The sequence below is a fragment of the Paucibacter sp. XJ19-41 genome (assembly GCF_028462495.1).
Taxonomy (GTDB): Bacteria; Pseudomonadota; Gammaproteobacteria; order Burkholderiales; family Burkholderiaceae_C; genus Roseateles_E.
Genome location: NZ_JAQOWX010000092.1, coordinates 1 through 17,285, shown reverse-complemented (window position 1 = coordinate 17,285; position 17,285 = coordinate 1). Strand labels below are relative to the sequence as shown.

The following is a 17,285-nucleotide window of genomic DNA, read 5'->3' as shown; positions in this document are numbered from 1 at the left end:
CGCCGCGCCCCCCCCGCCGGCGACACCGCCGCCCGCTGCGGCGCCGCAGCTGACGACCCTGCACAGCGGCCTGTCGGCGCCCTGGGGCCTGGCCCTGCTGCCCGATGGCCGCATGCTGGTGACGCAAAAGGCCGGCAGCCTGCTGCTGCTCAGCGCCGATGGCCGCAGCACGCTGGCCACGATTGCCGGCGTGCCGGCGGTCGTCTCGGCCGGCCAGGGCGGCCTGCTCGATGTCGCGCTCGACCCGGACTTCGCGAGCACGCCCTGGGTCTATCTGTCCTATTCCGAGCCGGGCAGCGGCGCCGAAGCGGGTCGCAGCGGCACCGCCGTGGCGCGTGGTCGTCTGGTGGGCAACACCTTGCAGGATGTCGCGGTGATCTTCCGCCAGGCGCCCAAGGTCACGGGGGGTGGCCATTTCGGCTCGCGTCTGGTGTTCTCCAACGACAAGACCCTGTTCGTCACGCTGGGTGATCGCCAGCTCGGCAGCCCCGCGCAAGACCTGGCACAGACCCTGGGCAAGGTGGTGCGCATCCACCGCGACGGCAGCATCCCGGCCGGCAATCCCGCGCTGGGCGCCGGTGCGCGGCCCGGCATCTGGAGCTATGGCCACCGCAACCCGCAGGGCGCGGCCCTGCATCCGAGCAGCGGCGAGCTCTGGCTCAGCGAGCACGGTCCGCAGGGCGGCGACGAGATCAATATCGCCCGTGCCGGCGCCAATTACGGCTGGCCCATCAAGAGCTATGGCTGCAACTATGGCTCGCCGGTCAGCGAGGGCTGCAGGCTCGGCGGTGGCGTCCATGCGCCGGCCTTTATCGAGCCGCTGACTTACTGGGTGCCGACCTCGGTGGCGCCGGCCGGCCTGGTCTTCTACACCGGCGCGATGTTCCCCGAGTGGCGCGGCCAGCTGTTCTCCGGCGCGCTGGCCGGCCAGGCCCTGTGGCGCCTGCAGCTCAGCGGCAACACGGTGGCCGCGCGCGAGGCGATGTTCGCCAGCCTGGGCGAGCGCTTCCGCGATGTGCGCCAGGCGCCGGACGGCGCGCTGCTGCTGCTGACCGACAGCGGCAAGCTGATGCGGCTGGCGCGCTAGTCTTCGCCCCCAAAAACACGGGGGACTCTTTCGCTGGATGAAAGAGTTTGGTGCCGTCGGCAGACTTTCCGACGGTACCGTGCGTCATCACAATGCGGGCCTCTGCCGGCACTGGCCGGCCTTCCACCCCAAGCCCGGATGGCTACGATGATTCACCTCCCTGTCTTTTTCTCTGCCCTGATCTTGGCCACCGGTATTGCCCAGGCCTCCGTCCACCGCCCGCAGCAGCTGTTCCAGTTGAACGATGGGCCGAGCGACAGCCGGGGCGGCGCCACGCTGAACACCCACGGCGGCAGCTTCGCCGATGGCCACTACCACTTCGGCGTCAACCAGGGCCTGTCGCTGCAACTGGCCCAGCCGCTGGCCAGTTACACCATCGATATGCGTTTTGCGCTGGACCAGACCAGCAGCTATGCCCGGCTGCTGGATTTCAAAAGCGGCGCCAGCGACAGGGGCCTGTATGCCTACCAGGATGCGCTGACCTTTTATCGGGCTGGCGCCTCGCTAATGGGCACCACCGCGCTGCAGGCTCAGCAGATGCAGCGCCTGCAGCTCAGCCGCGACGACGCCAGCAAGGAGGTCCGGGCCTATCTGGACGGGGTGCTGCAGTTCAGGTTCCAGGACCTGGCCGGCGATGCGCTGTTCCAGGCCGGGGCCGGCCGCAGCACGCAGGCACGTTTCTTCATCGACGACGGCAGTACCGAGGCCAGCCGCGGCCGGGTCGACTACATTGCGGTCTACGACCGCGCATTGCGGCCGGCCGAGCTCGGCGATATCAGCTCGCCGGTGCCCGAGCCCAAGAGCTATGCCTTGCTGCTGGCCGGTCTGGGTGTGATGGTTTTCGTAGCCCGCCGCAGCCGGGCGCGCTGACAAGGACTTATGGATCAGCTTCGAGCCCTGCGCATCTTTGAACAGGCGGCCCGCCAGGGCAGCTTTGTTGGCGCCGCGCGCGAGCTGGACCTGAGCGCGGTCGCGGTCACCCGTGCGGTGGCCGATCTGGAGGCACATCTGGGCGCGCGGCTGTTCAACCGCAGCACGCGACGCCTGGCGCTGACCGAGGTCGGCGAGAGCTATCTGAACCGGGCCCGCCTGGTGCTCCACGAGCTGGCCCAGGCCGATGCGATGGCGCAGTCCGCCAGCACCACGGCGGTGGGCTGCGTGCGGCTGCGCTGCACACCATCGTTTGCCGCGCGACTGCTGGCGCCTGCCTTGCCGGTCTTTCTGGCCCGCCATCCGGGCCTGACGCTGGAGGTTTCGGGCGACGCACCGGCCGGCAGCGCCGAGGCGGACTGCGATGTCACCATCGTTACGTCCTGGACCGGCGACCTCTCCGGCGACTATGTGGCCCGGCATCTGGCCAGCTCCTACTTCATCTTCTGTGCCGCCCCGGACTATCTGGACCGCCATGGCCTGCCGCAGACCCCCGAGGCGCTGACCGGCCATGCCTTGCTGCTGCACAGCGTGGCCGTGCAGTGGCGCGAGCTGGACCTGCTGCGGCTGCGGCCCCGGCCGGGCGAGGCCGAGCTCTGCACCATCCCCATGCCCAGCGCCCGCCTGGTCACGCACCAACTGGAGCTGCTCTATGCGGCGGCGCTGGCCGGCCAGGGGATCACGGCCATTCCCAGCTTCGTCGCCGCTGAGGCCTTGCGCGACGGCCGTCTGCGGCAGGTGTTGCCGGACTGGAGTGCAGCCCGGCTGGACTTCTACGCCGCCTATCCCTCGCGCCAACACCTGCCGATGCGTACCCGGGTCTTCATCGACTTTCTGCTCGAGACCCTGGGCGGCCACGAGCAGGACCGCTGGCTGCCGCCGGCCTAGCCGGGAGACTGCGTGATGACGATTCGTTCGGGGTGGCTGATTGGCGGGTTGATCGCGGCCGTGCCGCTGGCCCTGGTGCTGGCCTTGCTGGCGTTGCTGTATCTGAAGCAGGAGGCCCTGCTGTTCTTCCCGGAGCGGCTGCCGCCCGGCCATCGCTTCGAGATGGGGGCCGATGTGCATGCGCTGGAGATCGAGCTGGCCGATGGCGCACGCTTGTCGGTGCTGCAGCTGCGTCAGGCCGCGCCCAAGGGCCTGGTCTTTTATTTGCATGGCAATGCCGGCAATCTGCAGAGCTGGTTTTCGAGGGCTGACTTCTATCGCCGCGCCGGCTTTGACCTCGTGATGCCCGACTACCGCGGCTACGGCCTCAGCAGCGGCCGCATCGGCAGCGAGGCTCAGCTGCATGCCGATGTTCGGGCGGTCTGGGAGCGGCTGGCGCCGGCCTACCAAGGCTTGCCCCGCGTCATCGTCGGGCGCTCGCTGGGCACGGCGCTGGCGGCCCGGCTGGCGGCCGAGGTCGGGGCCGAGCAGCTGGTGCTGATCTCGCCCTATCGCCATATGGCGGCCCTGATGGACGAGCACTACCCGCTGCTGCCGCGCTGGCTGCTGCGCTATCCGCTGGATACCGAGGCCGCGCTGGCCGACTATGCCGGGCCGCTGCTGCTGATACACGGCGGGCGCGACACCCTGATCCCTCCGGCCCACAGCCAGGCCCTGCAGCGTGCGCCGCGACCAGCCGACAGTCCGCCGGCCCGGCTGTGGCTGCTGGACGAGGCCGGCCACAACGATTTGCAGGCCTTCGATGCCTACTGGCAGGGCCTGGGCGAGGCGCTCAGTCTGGCGGCAGCGCCCGCTCCAGCAAGGCCTTGATCGGAAGGCCCCGCGTGTCCAGCGCACCATAGGCCCGGCCGCTGCAACCCCACCGTGTCGCGATGAAAGCCTCGGCCACCCAGGCCGGCCCCTGCTGGCGCAGCAGCGCCGCCTGGGCCAGCAGCACCAGGCGCTGGGCCAGCCAGCGGCCCAGGCCTTCCAGCTCGGCGGGTTCGCGCCGCAGCAGTTCCCGCAGCGCCAGCAACTCCTGCCCCAGCCGGGGCTCATCGCCGGCCATCTGCTGCAGCTCATCGAGCAGCTCGAACGCCGACTGTGGCTCGCGCGCGATCGCGCGCAGCAGGTCCAGGCACATCACATTGCCCGAGCCCTCCCAGATCGAGTTGACCGGCGCCTCGCGGTACAACCTTGCCATCGGGCCTTCGTCCACATAGCCGTTGCCACCGAAGACCTCGATGGCCTCGCCGGCGAGCTCGACCGTGCGCTTGCAGACCCAGAACTTGGCGGCCGGCGTCATCAGCCGCTGCCAGCCGCGCTCCTGCTGCTCGAAGGCCTGGGCCAGGCGCAGCATCAGCGCACAGGCGGCCTCACTCTCCAGCGCCAGATCGACCAGCACGCTCTGCATCAGCGGCTGCTCTGCCAGCGCGCGGCCGAAAGCGCGGCGCCGGCGTGTGTAGTGCAGGGCCTGGACCAGGGCCTGGCGCTGGATCGCGGCGCTGCCGATCACGCAGCTGAGCCGCGTCGTCGTGGCCATCTCGATGATGGTCGGGATGCCGCGGCCGGGCTCGCCCAGCAGCAGGCCGTGGGCGTCCTGGAACTCGACCTCGGCGCTGCTATTGCTGCGGTTGCCGAGCTTGTGCTTCAGGCGCTGGATCTGCACCGCATTGCGCGTCCCGTCCGGCCGCCAGCGCGGCACGAAGAAGCAGGACGGCCCGCCCTCGGTCTGGGCCACGACCAGGTGGGCATCGCTCATCGGCGCCGAGTAGAACCATTTGTGGCCGCGCAAGGCATGCTCGGCGCCACGCCCGCCGGCGCCGACCGGTGTGGCCCGGGTGGTGTTGGCGCGCACATCGGAGCCGCCCTGTTTCTCCGTCATGCCCATGCCTATCCACAAGCTGCTCTTCTGGTCCAGTGGCAGGTCGCGCGGATCATGGGCGCGCGACAGCAGGCCCGGGCCCAGCCGGGCATAGAGTGCGGGCTCATTGGCCAGCACCGGAATCGCCGCCTGCGTCATCGTCGCCGGGCACAGCGTGCCGGCCTCGATCTGGCCGTGCAGATAAAAGCCGGCCGCGAAGGCCGCCCAGCGGCCGGCGCGCTCGCTGTCATAGGGCAGGGACACCAGGCCCTGGCCGCGGTACAGGGCCAGCAGCGCATGCCAGCTGGGGTGGAAGTCCACCTGGTCGATGCGGCGGCCGCGCCGGTCGTGGGTCCGCAGCGTCGGACCCTGCTGATTGGCCTGCTCGGCCAGGGCCAAGGTGTCGGCGCTGCCGAGGATGTCGGCATAGCCCTGCAACTGGGGCAGGGCCCAGGCGGCGCCATGTCGCGCCAGCCCCTCGCGCAGCGCGGCGTCGCTGCTCAGCGGGTTGTAGTCGCTGAGCTCGTCAACCTGGTTGCTGATCTCGTGCGTGCTCCACATCGCGGCTCTCCTGCTGCTGATCGTCCAGCAGCTTGTAGTAGAGCGCGGTGGCGGCCAGCTGACCATCGGGGCTGGCCGCATAGCGCGGGATCTCGCCGGCCTTGAGCCAGCCCAGATGGCGGTAGACGGTCTCGGCATGGGAGCCGGCCTCGGTGTCCAGCACCAGCAGGCTGCAGCCGTCCAGCCGGGCGGCCCGTTCCAGCGCCTGCATCAGCACCGTGGCCAGGCCACGGCCGCGCGCGCTGCTGTGCACCATCAGTTTCTGCACTTCGGCGCGGTGGCGGCCATTGGGCTTCTCGCACAGCGCGAGCTGGGCCGTGCCCAGCACTTGCCCGCCCTGGGACAAGAGCCACAGCCTGTGGGTCGGGCCCAGCCTGGCCAGCACCGCCTGCCAGTAGGCGCCGGCCTCGGTCTCGTCCAGCGTGGCCAGAAAGCCCAGCGAGGCGCCCCGCTCTACGGCGTCCAGCAGCAGCGCCGTCAGCGCAGGCAGGGCGCTCGGGTCGCCGCGCGCCACGGTTTGCAGATGCAGTCCTTCGCTCATTGCTTGCCTTGTCCTGGTGTAGTCTTGCGGTTTGAATAGCCAATGACAAAATACTAACCAATGGTTAGCAAAATTGCAAATCCGCATCTGAACCCACCGCCGCGCGCCAGCGGTGCCAAGGGCATGCACCGGGCCTCGGGGGTGGTGTCGCCGGCGCCCGACGCGCTGCAGAAACCGCTGGCCAAGCCGCAGCCGCGCCAGCGCGTCAAGACGCCCAAGCCCGAGGGGCCGCTGAAGAAGGCGACGGCCTCGGCCCTGCGCCGGGCCGCGCACAAGGAGGCGCTGGAGCAGGGCATCGTCGACGCGGCGCGGGCGCTGTTTGTCGCGCGGGGCCAGGAGGCCGTGACCCTGCGCGAGGTCGCGGCCGCGGTCGGCTATTCCCATGCCACGCTCTACAGCTTCTTCGCCGACAAGGCGGCGCTGCTGGCGCGGCTGGGGACCGAGGGCCGCGAAGGCCTGCGGGCGGCGCTGGAGGGCCAGCTTAGCGGCCCCGGCGATGCGCGCGCCGCGCTGCGCCGCATGGCCGCCGCCTATCTGCGCTGGGCCGTGGCCCATCCGCACCACTACCGGCTGCTGACCCTGGACCCGCTGCCGGCCGAGGCCGACGGCGAACCCGACGCCTATGCGCTGCTGCGCGATCTGTTGGCCCGGCTGCCGGGCGGCGATGCGGACCTGCGTACCCAGACGGTCTGGGCCGCGCTGCATGGCGCGGCCCTGCTGGAGATCGCGCTGGTGCCCGGCTCGGGCAAGACCTGGCCCTGGCGCGATCTGCAGGCCCGCATCACGGCCGTCGCCGAGCTGGTGGCGACCGCCTGAGAGTCTGAGAACTTTTCTACTGCGCCGCCGCCATGCGTCGTTGGGCGGTGCTCGGAATCCTCACGTACCCAGGTACGTTGCGGTTCCTGCGCTCCGTCCGCCTAGCCTGGCAACGGCTCGCTACGAAAATTTCTCAGACTGTGCGCCGGCCTTACCAGCGTGGCCGCGCCCGGTCGGGCCGGCTGTAGTCGCAGACGCCGTCGGGGAAGGTGCTCCTCAGCGCCGCGGCCGCCGCCGCATCCGGCACCCAGGGCCAGTAAGTGCCGTCGCGCAGCGCCCGTTCGACGGACTTCAGCGCGCATTGGTAGATGCCGCCCTCCAGCGGTGCGCCGGCCATGGTGCGCGAGGTGCCGTAGAGCGGGAAGCGCTGGGTGCAGGGGCCGGCGGGCTTGTGGTCGAGAATGCCGTTCCAGGCATCGTCGCCGGCATAGATCAGCCGGCCCTGCAGATCGAAGCAGCTGTCCACCGCACGCGCCGGCCGGTTCTGGGCCAGGCTCTTTCTTGGATTGGCGCGGATATTGGCCATCCACTCATCCATCACCGCGACCGCCTCCAGCGTCTGGCTGGCCTTGGGCTGACCGGGCATCGTGTCGGTGAACCAGATCACCAGATGGCGGCTGTGACCCATCTCCTCGCGCATGCGCTGGCGCACCGCGAAGGACTGGTGGGCGTTGTGCATGTCCAACTCGCGCTCCAGGTACTGGCGGTGGTCGATGGTCGGGATCTCCAGCCGGCCGCCGAACACCATGCCCGAGCTGTAGGCCGCGCGCTGGGCCCGGCGGTCGCCGCGGGTGCGCGGCGCCGGCTGGTCCGGGGCCGGGGCGAGGTTCATATTGCGCCGGCTCCAGGGGTCGAAATTGGCCGGATCGAAAGCGCCCAGAAAGGGGAAGCCCTCCTGCACCATCTCGCTGGGATGCTTCCAGCCGCCGATCTTGCGGTTCAGATCGAGGAACTCGGCCGGCGTGATCTGGCCCTCCTTCAGCGCGCGCAAGCCGTACTGCACGCCGACATTGTCCCAGGTGGGCCGCGCCGCGCCGCTGGCATCGGCGCCGTAGATCGTGCGCAGATCGTCGTAATGGGTCCAGCGTATCGCCGCGATATCGCTCTGCGGCTCGTAGAACTGCTGGTTCGGCACCTGGCCGTAATGCGGGTTCATCGTCAGCGGCGACAGCCCGCGCCAGGACTTCACGCACTCGGTCGAGCCCAGCGCGGTGCTGTAGCCCAGGCCCGCCTTGAGGCCGGCCAGCGGGTCGGCCACCGACTCCTCGGCGTTGAAGCCGACCAGCCATGTGCGGTTTTTCGCGACCCGCCATTTCGGGTTGGCGCGGTCGGTCGCGTCCATATAGTGCTCCAGCAGCTCGCAGTCGCCGACGTGGATGGTCTGGGTCACCATGTCCGGATAGCTCTGCACCGGCAGCGCCGCGTCGAGGATGCCGGGCTGGTTCTGCTGCAGGATGTATTGCTGGATCGCGCCGCCCGAGCCGCCCAGCCCGTAGGTGTAGAGCGGCCGGCCGTAGCGCTCGATGAAGCGCTCCTTGGTCATCAGCGCGGTCTCGGCGGCGAGCTGCAGGTTGTAGTGGGTGCCGGTGTTGTTGCCGCTGGAGTGCACGATGGCCGTGCCGCTGCGCAGGATGTCGGCATTCATCGCACCGCCATGCAGCGTGCCCTGGCTGTGGCCGATCGCGACGCCACCCTGGAACCAGTATTGCAGCCGGCCGTTCCACAGGCCCAGGTCCGGCGCGGCCGGGTCCTCGCCGCGCGGCGCCAGCATCGCGAAGCTGTAGAGAAAGCGGTTGATCGTGCCGCGCTCCTGGCGCACGACGAAGTCCACGACGCGGCCGTCGGCCAGCGTGGTGCTGGCGATGTCGGCCGGCCGACTGCCGTCGGTCGGCAGCGGCTTCCATTGATTGCCGGTGCTGCGGTACCAATAGGTGACGAAGGTCGCGATGCTGCAGTCGCGGCTATAGCCCTGCAGATTGCCCAGGCCGTCCTTGACCGGGTTGCCCGGCGGCACGGTCGCGTCCACCAGGGCCGGCTTGCCGACCGCGCCCTGCTGGCTGGTGCAGACAAAGGGCTGCTGCTGCGGGCCTGAGAACAGCGGGCCGGTGATCGGGTGGTTGTTCAGGCTCAGGCTGTCCAGCACCGCGCCGCTGCGGTGGCGCAAGAGCAGGCGGTTGCGGCCCTCGACCAGGCCGCTGATGACCGCTTCGAGCCGATCGCCGCGCTGCTGCCAGACCGGCTGGATGCGGCTGTCATTGAGCCACAGCACGAGCTTGTCGCGCAGGCCCGGCGCGGCGTGCAGCGCGATGCGGGCGTCGCCGCCGCTGACCCATTCGGCCGGGCCTGACAGCAGCTCCAGCGCGGTGCGCGCCCCGCGATCACCGTGATGATCACCATGGGCGAGGCTGCACAGGGGCAGCATGACAAAAGGGATCGCAGCGGCGACCCTGAGGGTTCCGAGTTTCATGGCTGGCGTCTCCTTGGGCCCGTGACGGGCCTTGTTGGTTTTGCGTCGGCCATGAAGCCGGTAGGCGGCTACGAGGCCGCCCCGACGATAGACCCGTCGCGGCGGTCCTGTCGTCCCCCTAGGTTCAGCGCGGCATCTGCAGGCGCTTGTAGTAGCGCGCGGTGCTGTGCAGCCGGCCTTCGGCGCAGCTGTCGTAGTCGGGGATCTCGCCGACCCGCTGCCAGCCGAGGTGGGCATAGACGGCCTCGGCCTGGCTGGCGGCCGGGGTGTCGAGCACCAAAAGCGTGCGGCCTTGCTGCAAGGCGGCACATTCGACGCTGGTCATCAGCTGGCTGGCGATGCCGCGGCCGCGCGACTGGCTGTGCACCATCAGGCCCTGCACCTCGCCGCGGTGGTGGGCATTGGCCTGCGGGCACAGCGACAGCTGGGCAGCGCCCTGCAGCTGGGCGGGCCGGTCGGCCTGGCCCTCGCAGGCGATCCACAGGCTGTGGTGCTGGCCCAGCTTGGCGAACACGCCGTGCCAGTAGTCCAGCGCCGCATAGCGCGACATCGGCGCCAGAAAGCCCAGCGAGGCGCCGTGATGCACGCTGTCGGTCAGCAGATCGCACAGCGCCGGCAGCCATTGCAGATCGCGCGATGTCAGGCGCCGCACCGCCGGCAGGCTGGGTTCGTAGCGGGTCTGGCGCTGCGTGCTGAGCTCATACAGCTCGGCCTGGAAACCCAGGTCGCGGGCGACGGGTGAGACGGACTTGGCTTGGCGGAGGAACATGGCGGATGGTGGACTGCTGATCGGGCCGGGAACCCACCGCTTCTTCTGGAGGCGGCGGGGCCTGGTATTCCCTTATGCAAGCGGCGTGCCAGCCGGCAGCGACCGGGCGTGAGCCGCCCTAATCGGCGGCCACGAATTCCAGCGGTCCGCTGGCGCTCAGCCGGTACTGGCCGCGTCCGCTGCGCTCGATGCGCAGGCCGAAGTCGCGCTCGGCCAGCCGGCGCTCCAGCAGCAGCAGGCGCACGCCGAGGTTGTCCTGCACCTCGGGCAGACGCAGATCGTCGCCGGCCAGGCGCAGTTCGCGGGTGCTGAAGCCGGCGCGGCCGCTGGCGATCTGGTCGCGCACCAGCTTGGCGATGATGGCGCCCGCCACGCCCTTGATCAGGTACTGGTCGTTGACGAAGACGCTGTGGTCGCGCGGGTAGTGGCGGATGCGCAGCGCCGCACCACTGGCCGGCGTGCGCTCGGTGGGCGGCGCCGGCGCATCGATCAGCTCGGCCTTGTGCAGCGCGGCCAGGCCCTGCGCCAGCTGCGCGCCGATGGCGGTCAGCGCGTCCTCGTCGTCGTAGCTGAAGAACTGGTCGTTCTCGCTCTCCACCAGCAAGGCGCCGACACTGCGGCCGCGCGCGCGCAAGGGCACGGCGAGCTGGCTGCGCGGTGCGGCCAGGCCCGGAAGCGGGATGGTGTCGGCCATGGCGGCCTGCAGGCCGAGCTGCTCGGCCTTGGCGCGCCAGCTCATGCCATAGCTGTACATCTGGCTCATGTGGCCGATGCGGATGGGCACGTTCTCGCGCAGCGCGACCCCCGCCAGGCCGGCCTCGGCCAGCGGCAGTTCGGCGCCGCTGCCGGCCTGCTCGTAGCCGATGCTGGCCAGCGTGAACAGGCCCTGGCCGTGTTCGTCGAGCAGCCAGAGGATGGCGTGGCTGATGCAGAGGTCCTGCTGCAGACCCTGGGTGAAGGCGTTCAGCAGGCTGCGCAGATCGGCAGCCTCCGCGAGCTGCTCGCTCAGGCGGCGCACGCCCGCCGCGAGATCGCAGCGCGGCGCCATCCCGGGCAGCGGGCGCACCGGATCAAGCTTGCGCAGCGACTCGACGCGGTAGAGGTCGGCGCCGCGCAGATGGAAAACCTTCTCCATGCCGGTCTGCGCGGCGATGCCGGCAAGCTTGGCGCGCAGGCGCTCGTACACCGGGCCCTCGGTATCGGTGCGCAGATAGCGCAGCTGCAGCAGCACCGAGACACCGGAGATCGGATCCTCGACGCTCAGCGCGACACGGCCGGTGGCCAGGATGTTGGCGCGGGCACGGTTGAGGAACTGGTAGGTCAGCGCGACATGCTCGTCGTCGATGTACTCGGCATGCGACAGATAGTTGACATGCGGCATGCCGTCGGCGCCCACCGAGCACATCGCCGGCGGGATCACGCCTTCGAGCAGGCGGCGCACATCGCGCAGCTTGAGGGCTCGGCGCTCGGTCTGTGGGCTTGTGCTCATGGCAGCAGGTCGATGACCTGGCCCGCACCGGGGCCGGGGGTCTGGTCCCAGGCGCCCATCGGCGTGAAGCGCACGCAGCTGAGCTTGTCCAGCGACAGATCACCGAGCGTGGCGTGGATCAGGCGGCGGTCGGCGCCGAAGGCCTCGATCTGCTGCAGCCAGGTTTCGAAGTAGGCGGCGAACACCGGGCCGTGCTCATCGCGCGGCGGCAGCACCTCGGCATCGGCGCCTTTGACATGCAGCACGCGGTAATTGCTCGGCAGGCCGGCGGACACAGCGACGCGGCGGCTGGCGCTGATGGCGGCCAGCAGTTCCGCAGTTTGCTGGCTGAGCGCCAGCAGCTCGATACGGCCATCGGCCAGGACCCGGGCGGCGTGGGCGAACGCCAGCTCGGGCTGACCTTGCGGCGTGACGCTGCCGACGCGCAGCGTCGGCCCCAGACTGAAGTGGTCGATCCAGTGGGCGGGAAGGCGGTGCATGGCGGCTTGGCGGTGAGGCAGCGGATCTTAGATCAAGGGCCGTTGGCAGCTTAGCAAACACTTAACAAGCGCTTAAGCGATAACTAGCAGCGCCGGGCGTGCGCGGCGCCCACAGTAGAGCCCATGCCGGCAATTCGCCGGCCTCACCCCCGGACTCGCCATCGACCGGAGCCTCCCAGGCTCCGCCGGGGCGAAGCCTTGCCTGCTGGAGATCGAATGAGACCCTGTCCCACCCTGATGAACGGCCTGCTCGCCGCCACCTTGCTGCTCGCCGGTGTCGTGCGGGCCGAACCGAACTGCTGGGCGGCCAACGTCGTCGAGCCGATCAGCGCCGAGGACCGGCCGATCCACCATCCCGCCTACAAGCCAATGAATGCGGCGATGGATGTCGTCGAGGCGATGGTCCGACCCAACCCTGGCCTGCTCGCCTTGCCTGAGGTGCGGCTGCGCCTGAAGCGCGCGGTGCTGGGCGCGATCGACGCCCAACGCATGCCGCACGAGGCGGTCATCCATGCCCAGGGCTTCGGACCCAAGGCCTGGGGGCGCGGCCCTTGTGAGGTGATCCCGCAGGCCGAGCGCCTGGGGCCGCGCGCCGGCATCTCGGTCTTCATCAATGCGCCCACCGCGACGATGAACCGCTGGGAGCATGATGAGCAGCTCGTCACATACCTGGAAGGCGAGCTCACGCCCTCGTTCCAGGGCTGGCCGACCTATCGCGAGTGCGCAGTGATCAGCAAGGAGCGCCGCTTGCCCTGGATTCCAGTGACGGTAGGCGAGATGCTGGCCTACTTCGAGCGCGACCAGCAGCGCAAGCTGGCTGATTGGGATCGTAGCCACGAGCGCACATTGCAGCCCTTCGACCTGGCCGCCGCCGAACGCGAGGCGGCCCGCATCAGCGGGCAGAACGCTCAGGCCGCCGAGCTGATGCTCAAGGTGGCGCGGCAGCGCAAGCAAGCTGAGGCCAGCCACCACGGACAGCTACGCGCGCTGCGGCAACGGCAGGTCGATGAGCTCGAGCAGTTGCGTGCGACGCGCGGGGCGATGAGCGCCGCCGAGTTGGCGCAGCCCTATTACCTCGGCACTGGCCGGCACCGCCTGCCGACAGCGGCGGAAGCCGCGCGACCGCCCAAGCGCATCGTCAAGCTCGACCCCAGCTTCCCCTGGGACGGCAAGAACCGCAGCCGCATCCAGCTGATCACCGTATGCGCCCCCCAGCTGGAACGCAGCCCCGGCTACCACCCACCGATGCGCGACGCTGTCGCCGCGCTCGACTTCGCAAGTCTGGCCGCGCTCCTCAACTGAAAGCCGGCGCGCTTGCTGGCAGATCACCGGACTGGAATGAGCTTTCCATTTTCCCCACTTTTTGATGAGACCTTGATATGAAGACCAAGACCTTGATTGCCGGCCTGCTGGCCCTCACCGCTGCACTCCCGGCGCTGGCCGTGGACGTTGTGGAGCTGGCGGCCCCGCCCTTCAACGGCAACTTCGGCGCCTATGTCGGCGCCTCCTCCGGCGGCTGGCGCGGTGGCAGCGGGCATTTCAGTGCCAGCGTCGCCAGCCTGCCGAACCGCTACTCGCAGAACTGGGCGGCGGCCTCGCTGGCCGACGGCAAGCTGCATGCATCGGCCACCGCCACGCGCATGTCCTGCGGGCCGCGCGGCTGCCACACAAAGACCGGCGGCACCGCGACCGCGATCTACTGGGACACCATCAGCTTCGTCAACGGGCAGAACATCGGCCTAGCCGATATCGAGCTGAGCGTCGACGGCATCATGAGCGAGCAGGGCAGCCAGGCCAGCGTGCGCTGGTACATCGGCAACAAACCCGGTGGTTTCTGGAGCGATGTGGGCCGCTACGCCGAGACCCACAGCCTGAGCAACGGCACCACGGTGATCGACGACGGCCTCGTGCTGCCGCTGGGCAACTCGACCTTCTTTGTCTACGCCGAGCTGACGGTGTCGGCCTTGGCGGTCGGCAACTGGGAGGGCGGTGGCTGGGACGCGGTGGCCGACTTCGGCAACACCCTGCACTTCAACTGGACCCTGCCCGAGGGCGTCAGCTACAGCTCGGCCTCGGGACAGTTCATGACAGCAGTGCCTGAGCCGGCGGCCTGGCTGCTGATGAGCGGCGGGCTCGCGGGTCTGCTGCTGCGCCGCCGCGCCTGTCAGCCCTCCAGCCCCGGCTCGGCCAGCAGCCGCCCGCGCCCGGCGCGCTTGGCCTCGTAGAGTGCGGCGTCGGCGCGGCGCATCAGGTCGGCGATATTGCGGTCGCCATGGCGCAGCCGGGCCCAGCCGGCGCTGAAGTCGAGCGCGAAGCCAAGCTCCTTGGGCGCCATCAGGGCCAGCGCGTCGCGCATGCGCTTGTCCAGCGCCTGCGGGCCCTGGGCGTCGCAGCGCGCCATCAGCACCGCGAATTCCTCGCCGCCGACCCGGCCGACCAGATCGCCGAGCCGCTGCTGCTCGCGCAGGCAGCGGGCGAACAGCTGCAACGCCTTGTCGCCGACCTCGTGGCCATGGCTGTCGTTGACGGCCTTGAAGAAGTCGATGTCCAGCATCATCAGCGCCAGCGGCTCCTGGTAGCGCCGCGCCATCGAGATCATGTCGACCGCGCGGGCGCTGAAGGCGCGGCGGTTGTTCAGGCCGGTCAGCACATCGGTCTGGGCCAGGCGCAGAAAGGCGCCCTCGGTCTCGCCGCGCCAGGCCACCAGCACGGCCGCCAGGCTCAGCGTCACCGCGACATTGCTGAGCACGGCGGCCAGCACATTGACCGGGTGCGGGGTGTAGAAGTCGGGGTAGCTGGCGGTCGCGAACACCGCCAGCCAGGCACGCCACAGGGTCAGCAGCGCCAGCAGCAGCAGGCAGCCCAGCAGCAGGCCGCGCCAGCGCCGGCTCGGCCGCGCCAGTTCGGGCTCCAGCGCCTTGGGCGGCTGGGCCAGCGTGACGCAGATCATCAAGAGCTGCAGCACGAAGACCAGATTGGACAGGCCGACCCGCCAGACATAGCTGTCGAAGCTCAGCAGATAGAGCAGGGCCACCGCCGGCGGCAGCGCCAGCATCAGGCGCCGGCCGCGGCGCCGGCCCAGCCAGTCGTTCATCGCCAGCCACAAGGCGCTCAACGAGGCGCTGATCAGGCCCATCGCCAGCGTGCCCAGCGCCCGGTCCCACAGCACCGAGGCCAGCAGCAGGGCCAGCCAGCCGGCGCCCTGCAAGCCCATGCCGACCTGGGCATGGCGGGCGCCGGGGCTGGCCTTGCGCCAGCCCATCAGCACCGGCAGCACCAGGGCCAGGGCCAGGGCCTGGATCACGAGCAGACTGAAAAGCGTGGCGATATCGAAGTGCATGGCGGTCTGAATGAGCAGGCCTGTGGCCCGTGCATTGTGGTGGCATTTCGGGCCGCGCACCAATCTGTCGCGTGCCGTGCGCAATCTGGCGCGCCCGGGCTTGGCTTGATGCGCGGCAAATGCGACCATCGCTCGTCGGGCAGTGCAGGGAGCCAAAAAAATGCCTATGAGCCAGCGGCCGCTCGTCCTGATCGTGGACGACAACGCCGAGAACTTGACCGTGCTGGGTGAACTGCTGCAGCCGCTCTACCAGGTGCGGGCGGCCAACTCGGGCGAGCGGGCGCTGCAGCTGATGCGGCTGGAGCCGCTGCCCAGCCTGATCCTGCTGGATGTGATGATGCCGGGCCTGGACGGCTATGCGGTGCTGGAGCGGCTGCGCGCCGTGCCGCGCAGCCGCAGCGTGCCGGTGATCTTCGTCACCGCGATGGGGGCCACCGAGGACGAGGAGCGCGGCCTGCTGCACGGCGCGGTGGACTACATCACCAAGCCGATACGGCCGCCGGTGCTGCTGGCCCGGGTCGCCGCCCATGTGGAGCTGAGCCGCGCGCGCGAACGCCTGGCCGACCAGAACCATGACCTGGAACTCGAGATCGAGCGCCGCATGGCCGAGAACCAGCGCCTGCGCGATATCGGCATCCATGCGCTGGCCCGCCTGGCCGAGACCCGCGACAACGAGACCGGCAACCATCTGCGCCGCACCCGCGAATATGTGCGCCAGCTGGGCACCCAGCTGATCGGCAAAGCGCGGTTCGCGAGGCGCCTGGATGCCAAGACGGTGGACCTGATGGCACGCTCGGCACCCTTGCACGATATCGGCAAGGTCGGCATCCCGGACCGTATTCTCTGCAAGCCCGGCAAGCTCGATGCCGACGAATGGCTGATCATGAAGACCCATGCCGCCCTCGGTGCCGAGGCGATCGAGCTGGCCGAGCGCGACGCCGGGCCGGGCGGCGGTGCTGTCGACTTCCTGCACTATGCCAAGGACATCGCACGCAGCCATCACGAGCGCTGGGACGGCGGCGGCTACCCGCAGGGTCTGGTGGGCGAGGCGATCCCGCTGGCGGCGCGGCTGATGGCGCTGGCCGATGTGTTCGACGCGCTGATCAGCCCGCGCGTCTACAAAAAAGCCTGGAGCTACGAGGCGGCAAGGGCCTATATCGTCGAGCAGCGCGGCAGCCATTTCGATCCGGATGTGGTCGATGCCTTTGTCGCCAGCTTCGACGAGTTCTGCGCAATCGCACGGCGCCTGGCCGATCCCGGGCACGAACCCTCGGCCGCTGCGGTCGCCGAGCGCTAGATGCCAGGCGTCCCGACCCTGACCGTGCCGGCGCGTCATGCGCAATACCTGACCCTGCTGGCGACCGTGCTGGGCCTGCTGCTGCTAGGCCTGCTGGCGCTTGACTACTCGCGGCGCCAGCAGCGCGCGCAGGAGGCGGCGCGGCTGGACACCATTGCCGAGCTGCGCGCCAGCCAGGTGCGGGCCTGGCTCGAGACGCAGCTGCGCGCCGCCAGCTTTGTCGCCGAGCATGGCCAGCTGGGCGAGTGGTACCAGGCCTGGACCGAGCGTGCCGACACTGGCGCGCAGCAGCGCCTGATGCAGGAGCTGACGCGCTTTGCCGGTGCCATGCAGATGCGCCGGGTGCTGCTGCTCGACGCGCAGGCCCGCATCGTCGCGGGTGAAAAGCCCGGGCCCGACCGGCCGCCGCCCGAGCTGCACGCCGCCGTGCGGCAGGCGCTGGCCAGCGGCAAGATCGCGCGCACCGACATCTACGTGGTCGAGTCGGCCGCGCTGCCGGAGCGGCTGGACATTGTCGTGCCGCTGCGTGCACGCGCCGGCGCGGCGCTGCCTGCCGCCGTGGTGCTGCGCATCAGCCCCTGGGACCAGCTCTACCCGCTGCTCGCGGCCTGGCCGCTGCCCAGCCAGAGCGGCGAGTCGGTGCTGTGGCAGCGCGTCGGCGACGAGGCGCTGGCGCTCAGCGAGCTGCGCCAGCGGCCCGGCTCGGCCGGCCGGTTGC

At 70.0% G+C, this 17,285-nt stretch carries 16 protein-coding genes and 1 other RNA gene; 10 read left to right on the top strand and 7 right to left on the bottom strand.

The genetic code is table 11. The features are described 5' to 3' along the window. The 4 genes from PO768_RS20750 to PO768_RS20735 form a co-directional block, all read left to right on the top strand. A partial coding sequence (locus PO768_RS20750) for a PQQ-dependent sugar dehydrogenase (protein ID WP_442953271.1) occupies positions 1–1,087 on the top strand: 1,087 nt, incomplete at its 5' end. A 183-nt stretch (positions 1,088–1,270) separates the two neighbouring features. Further along, positions 1,271–1,957 carry a PEP-CTERM sorting domain-containing protein gene (locus PO768_RS20745; protein WP_272647574.1) on the top strand — a complete coding sequence of 229 codons (687 nt, stop codon included), beginning with the start codon at positions 1,271–1,273 and terminating at the stop codon, positions 1,955–1,957. Positions 1,958–1,966: 9 nt separating this feature from the next. Beyond that, positions 1,967–2,905 (top strand): LysR family transcriptional regulator, encoded by a 939-nt coding sequence (locus tag PO768_RS20740; protein WP_272647573.1) that lies wholly within the window; start codon positions 1,967–1,969, stop codon positions 2,903–2,905. 15 nt (positions 2,906–2,920) lie between these two features. Beyond that, on the top strand, positions 2,921–3,775 hold the full coding sequence (locus tag PO768_RS20735; protein ID WP_272647572.1) for an alpha/beta hydrolase: 855 nt from the start codon (positions 2,921–2,923) through the stop codon (positions 3,773–3,775). Here the strand turns inward: PO768_RS20735 and PO768_RS20730 are convergent. Both PO768_RS20730 and PO768_RS20725 read right to left on the bottom strand, forming a co-directional pair. Next, on the bottom strand, positions 3,738–5,369 hold the full coding sequence (locus tag PO768_RS20730) for an acyl-CoA dehydrogenase family protein (RefSeq protein ID WP_272647571.1): 1,632 nt from the start codon (positions 5,367–5,369) through the stop codon (positions 3,738–3,740). The genes PO768_RS20735 and PO768_RS20730 overlap by 38 nt on opposite strands. After that, positions 5,335–5,910 (bottom strand): GNAT family N-acetyltransferase, encoded by a 576-nt coding sequence (locus PO768_RS20725; protein WP_272647570.1) that lies wholly within the window; start codon positions 5,908–5,910, stop codon positions 5,335–5,337. Before PO768_RS20725 ends, PO768_RS20730 begins: the two co-directional genes overlap by 35 nt. Before the next feature lie 60 nt (positions 5,911–5,970). On the opposite strand from PO768_RS20725, the gene PO768_RS20720 reads away from it, so the two are divergent. Further along, the gene (locus PO768_RS20720) at positions 5,971–6,726 is read left to right on the top strand and encodes a TetR/AcrR family transcriptional regulator (protein ID WP_272647569.1); all 756 of its coding nucleotides are present in this window, start codon (positions 5,971–5,973) and stop codon (positions 6,724–6,726) included. Positions 6,727–6,788: 62 nt separating this feature from the next. After that, positions 6,789–6,877, top strand: a non-coding RNA gene (locus tag PO768_RS20715) — sX9 sRNA. On the opposite strand, the gene PO768_RS20710 is transcribed toward PO768_RS20715, so the two are convergent. The 4 genes from PO768_RS20710 to PO768_RS20695 all read right to left on the bottom strand — a co-directional run bounded on the left by PO768_RS20710 (position 6,878) and on the right by PO768_RS20695 (position 11,930). Continuing rightward, complete coding sequence (locus tag PO768_RS20710) at positions 6,878–9,193, bottom strand: DUF6351 family protein (protein WP_272647568.1); 2,316 nt, start codon at positions 9,191–9,193, stop codon at positions 6,878–6,880. Positions 9,194–9,317: 124 nt separating this feature from the next. Beyond that, positions 9,318–9,962 (bottom strand): GNAT family N-acetyltransferase, encoded by a 645-nt coding sequence (locus tag PO768_RS20705; RefSeq protein WP_272647567.1) that lies wholly within the window; start codon positions 9,960–9,962, stop codon positions 9,318–9,320. Positions 9,963–10,080: 118 nt separating this feature from the next. Next, positions 10,081–11,451: a GAF domain-containing protein gene (locus PO768_RS20700; protein WP_272647566.1), complete on the bottom strand. Its 1,371-nt coding sequence runs from the start codon at positions 11,449–11,451 to the stop codon at positions 10,081–10,083. Beyond that, positions 11,448–11,930, bottom strand: coding sequence for a hypothetical protein (locus PO768_RS20695; RefSeq protein ID WP_272647565.1), 483 nt, complete (start codon positions 11,928–11,930; stop codon positions 11,448–11,450). Before PO768_RS20695 ends, PO768_RS20700 begins: the two co-directional genes overlap by 4 nt. 216 nt (positions 11,931–12,146) lie before the next feature. On the opposite strand from PO768_RS20695, the gene PO768_RS20690 reads away from it, so the two are divergent. Beyond that, positions 12,147–13,232, top strand: coding sequence for a hypothetical protein (locus PO768_RS20690; RefSeq protein WP_272647564.1), 1,086 nt, complete (start codon positions 12,147–12,149; stop codon positions 13,230–13,232). 77 nt (positions 13,233–13,309) lie between these two features. Further along, on the top strand, positions 13,310–14,155 hold the full coding sequence (locus PO768_RS20685; RefSeq protein ID WP_272647563.1) for a PEP-CTERM sorting domain-containing protein: 846 nt from the start codon (positions 13,310–13,312) through the stop codon (positions 14,153–14,155). Here the strand turns inward: PO768_RS20685 and PO768_RS20680 are convergent. Then, positions 14,095–15,270, bottom strand: a complete 1,176-nt coding sequence (locus PO768_RS20680) for a GGDEF domain-containing protein (RefSeq protein ID WP_272647562.1) — start codon at positions 15,268–15,270, stop codon at positions 14,095–14,097. The two genes, PO768_RS20685 and PO768_RS20680, sit on opposite strands and share 61 nt — an antisense overlap. Positions 15,271–15,430: 160 nt before the next feature. On the opposite strand from PO768_RS20680, the gene PO768_RS20675 reads away from it, so the two are divergent. Both PO768_RS20675 and PO768_RS20670 read left to right on the top strand, forming a co-directional pair. Continuing rightward, positions 15,431–16,567, top strand: coding sequence for an HD-GYP domain-containing protein (locus tag PO768_RS20675; RefSeq protein ID WP_272647561.1), 1,137 nt, complete (start codon positions 15,431–15,433; stop codon positions 16,565–16,567). Continuing rightward, positions 16,568–17,285, top strand: a 718-nt coding sequence (locus PO768_RS20670; RefSeq protein ID WP_272647560.1) for a hypothetical protein, incomplete at its 3' end; no start/stop codon positions are given.

Excerpts from the sequence above, each read along its gene's own strand:
- PO768_RS20710 (WP_272647568.1), bottom strand. The coding sequence starts at position 9,193 with ATGAAACTCGGAACCCTCAGGGTCGCCGCTGCGATCCCTTTTGTCATG.
- PO768_RS20680 (WP_272647562.1), bottom strand. The coding sequence starts at position 15,270 with ATGCACTTCGATATCGCCACGCTTTTCAGTCTGCTCGTGATCCAGGCC.
- PO768_RS20730 (WP_272647571.1), bottom strand. The coding sequence starts at position 5,369 with ATGTGGAGCACGCACGAGATCAGCAACCAGGTTGACGAGCTCAGCGAC.
- PO768_RS20690 (WP_272647564.1), top strand. The coding sequence starts at position 12,147 with ATGAGACCCTGTCCCACCCTGATGAACGGCCTGCTCGCCGCCACCTTG.
- PO768_RS20720 (WP_272647569.1), top strand. The coding sequence starts at position 5,971 with ATGGTTAGCAAAATTGCAAATCCGCATCTGAACCCACCGCCGCGCGCC.
- PO768_RS20705 (WP_272647567.1), bottom strand. The coding sequence starts at position 9,962 with ATGTTCCTCCGCCAAGCCAAGTCCGTCTCACCCGTCGCCCGCGACCTG.
- PO768_RS20695 (WP_272647565.1), bottom strand. The coding sequence starts at position 11,930 with ATGCACCGCCTTCCCGCCCACTGGATCGACCACTTCAGTCTGGGGCCG.
- PO768_RS20685 (WP_272647563.1), top strand. The coding sequence starts at position 13,310 with ATGAAGACCAAGACCTTGATTGCCGGCCTGCTGGCCCTCACCGCTGCA.
- PO768_RS20700 (WP_272647566.1), bottom strand. The coding sequence starts at position 11,451 with ATGAGCACAAGCCCACAGACCGAGCGCCGAGCCCTCAAGCTGCGCGAT.
- PO768_RS20740 (WP_272647573.1), top strand. The coding sequence starts at position 1,967 with ATGGATCAGCTTCGAGCCCTGCGCATCTTTGAACAGGCGGCCCGCCAG.
- PO768_RS20675 (WP_272647561.1), top strand. The coding sequence starts at position 15,431 with ATGCCTATGAGCCAGCGGCCGCTCGTCCTGATCGTGGACGACAACGCC.
- PO768_RS20735 (WP_272647572.1), top strand. The coding sequence starts at position 2,921 with ATGACGATTCGTTCGGGGTGGCTGATTGGCGGGTTGATCGCGGCCGTG.
- PO768_RS20725 (WP_272647570.1), bottom strand. The coding sequence starts at position 5,910 with ATGAGCGAAGGACTGCATCTGCAAACCGTGGCGCGCGGCGACCCGAGC.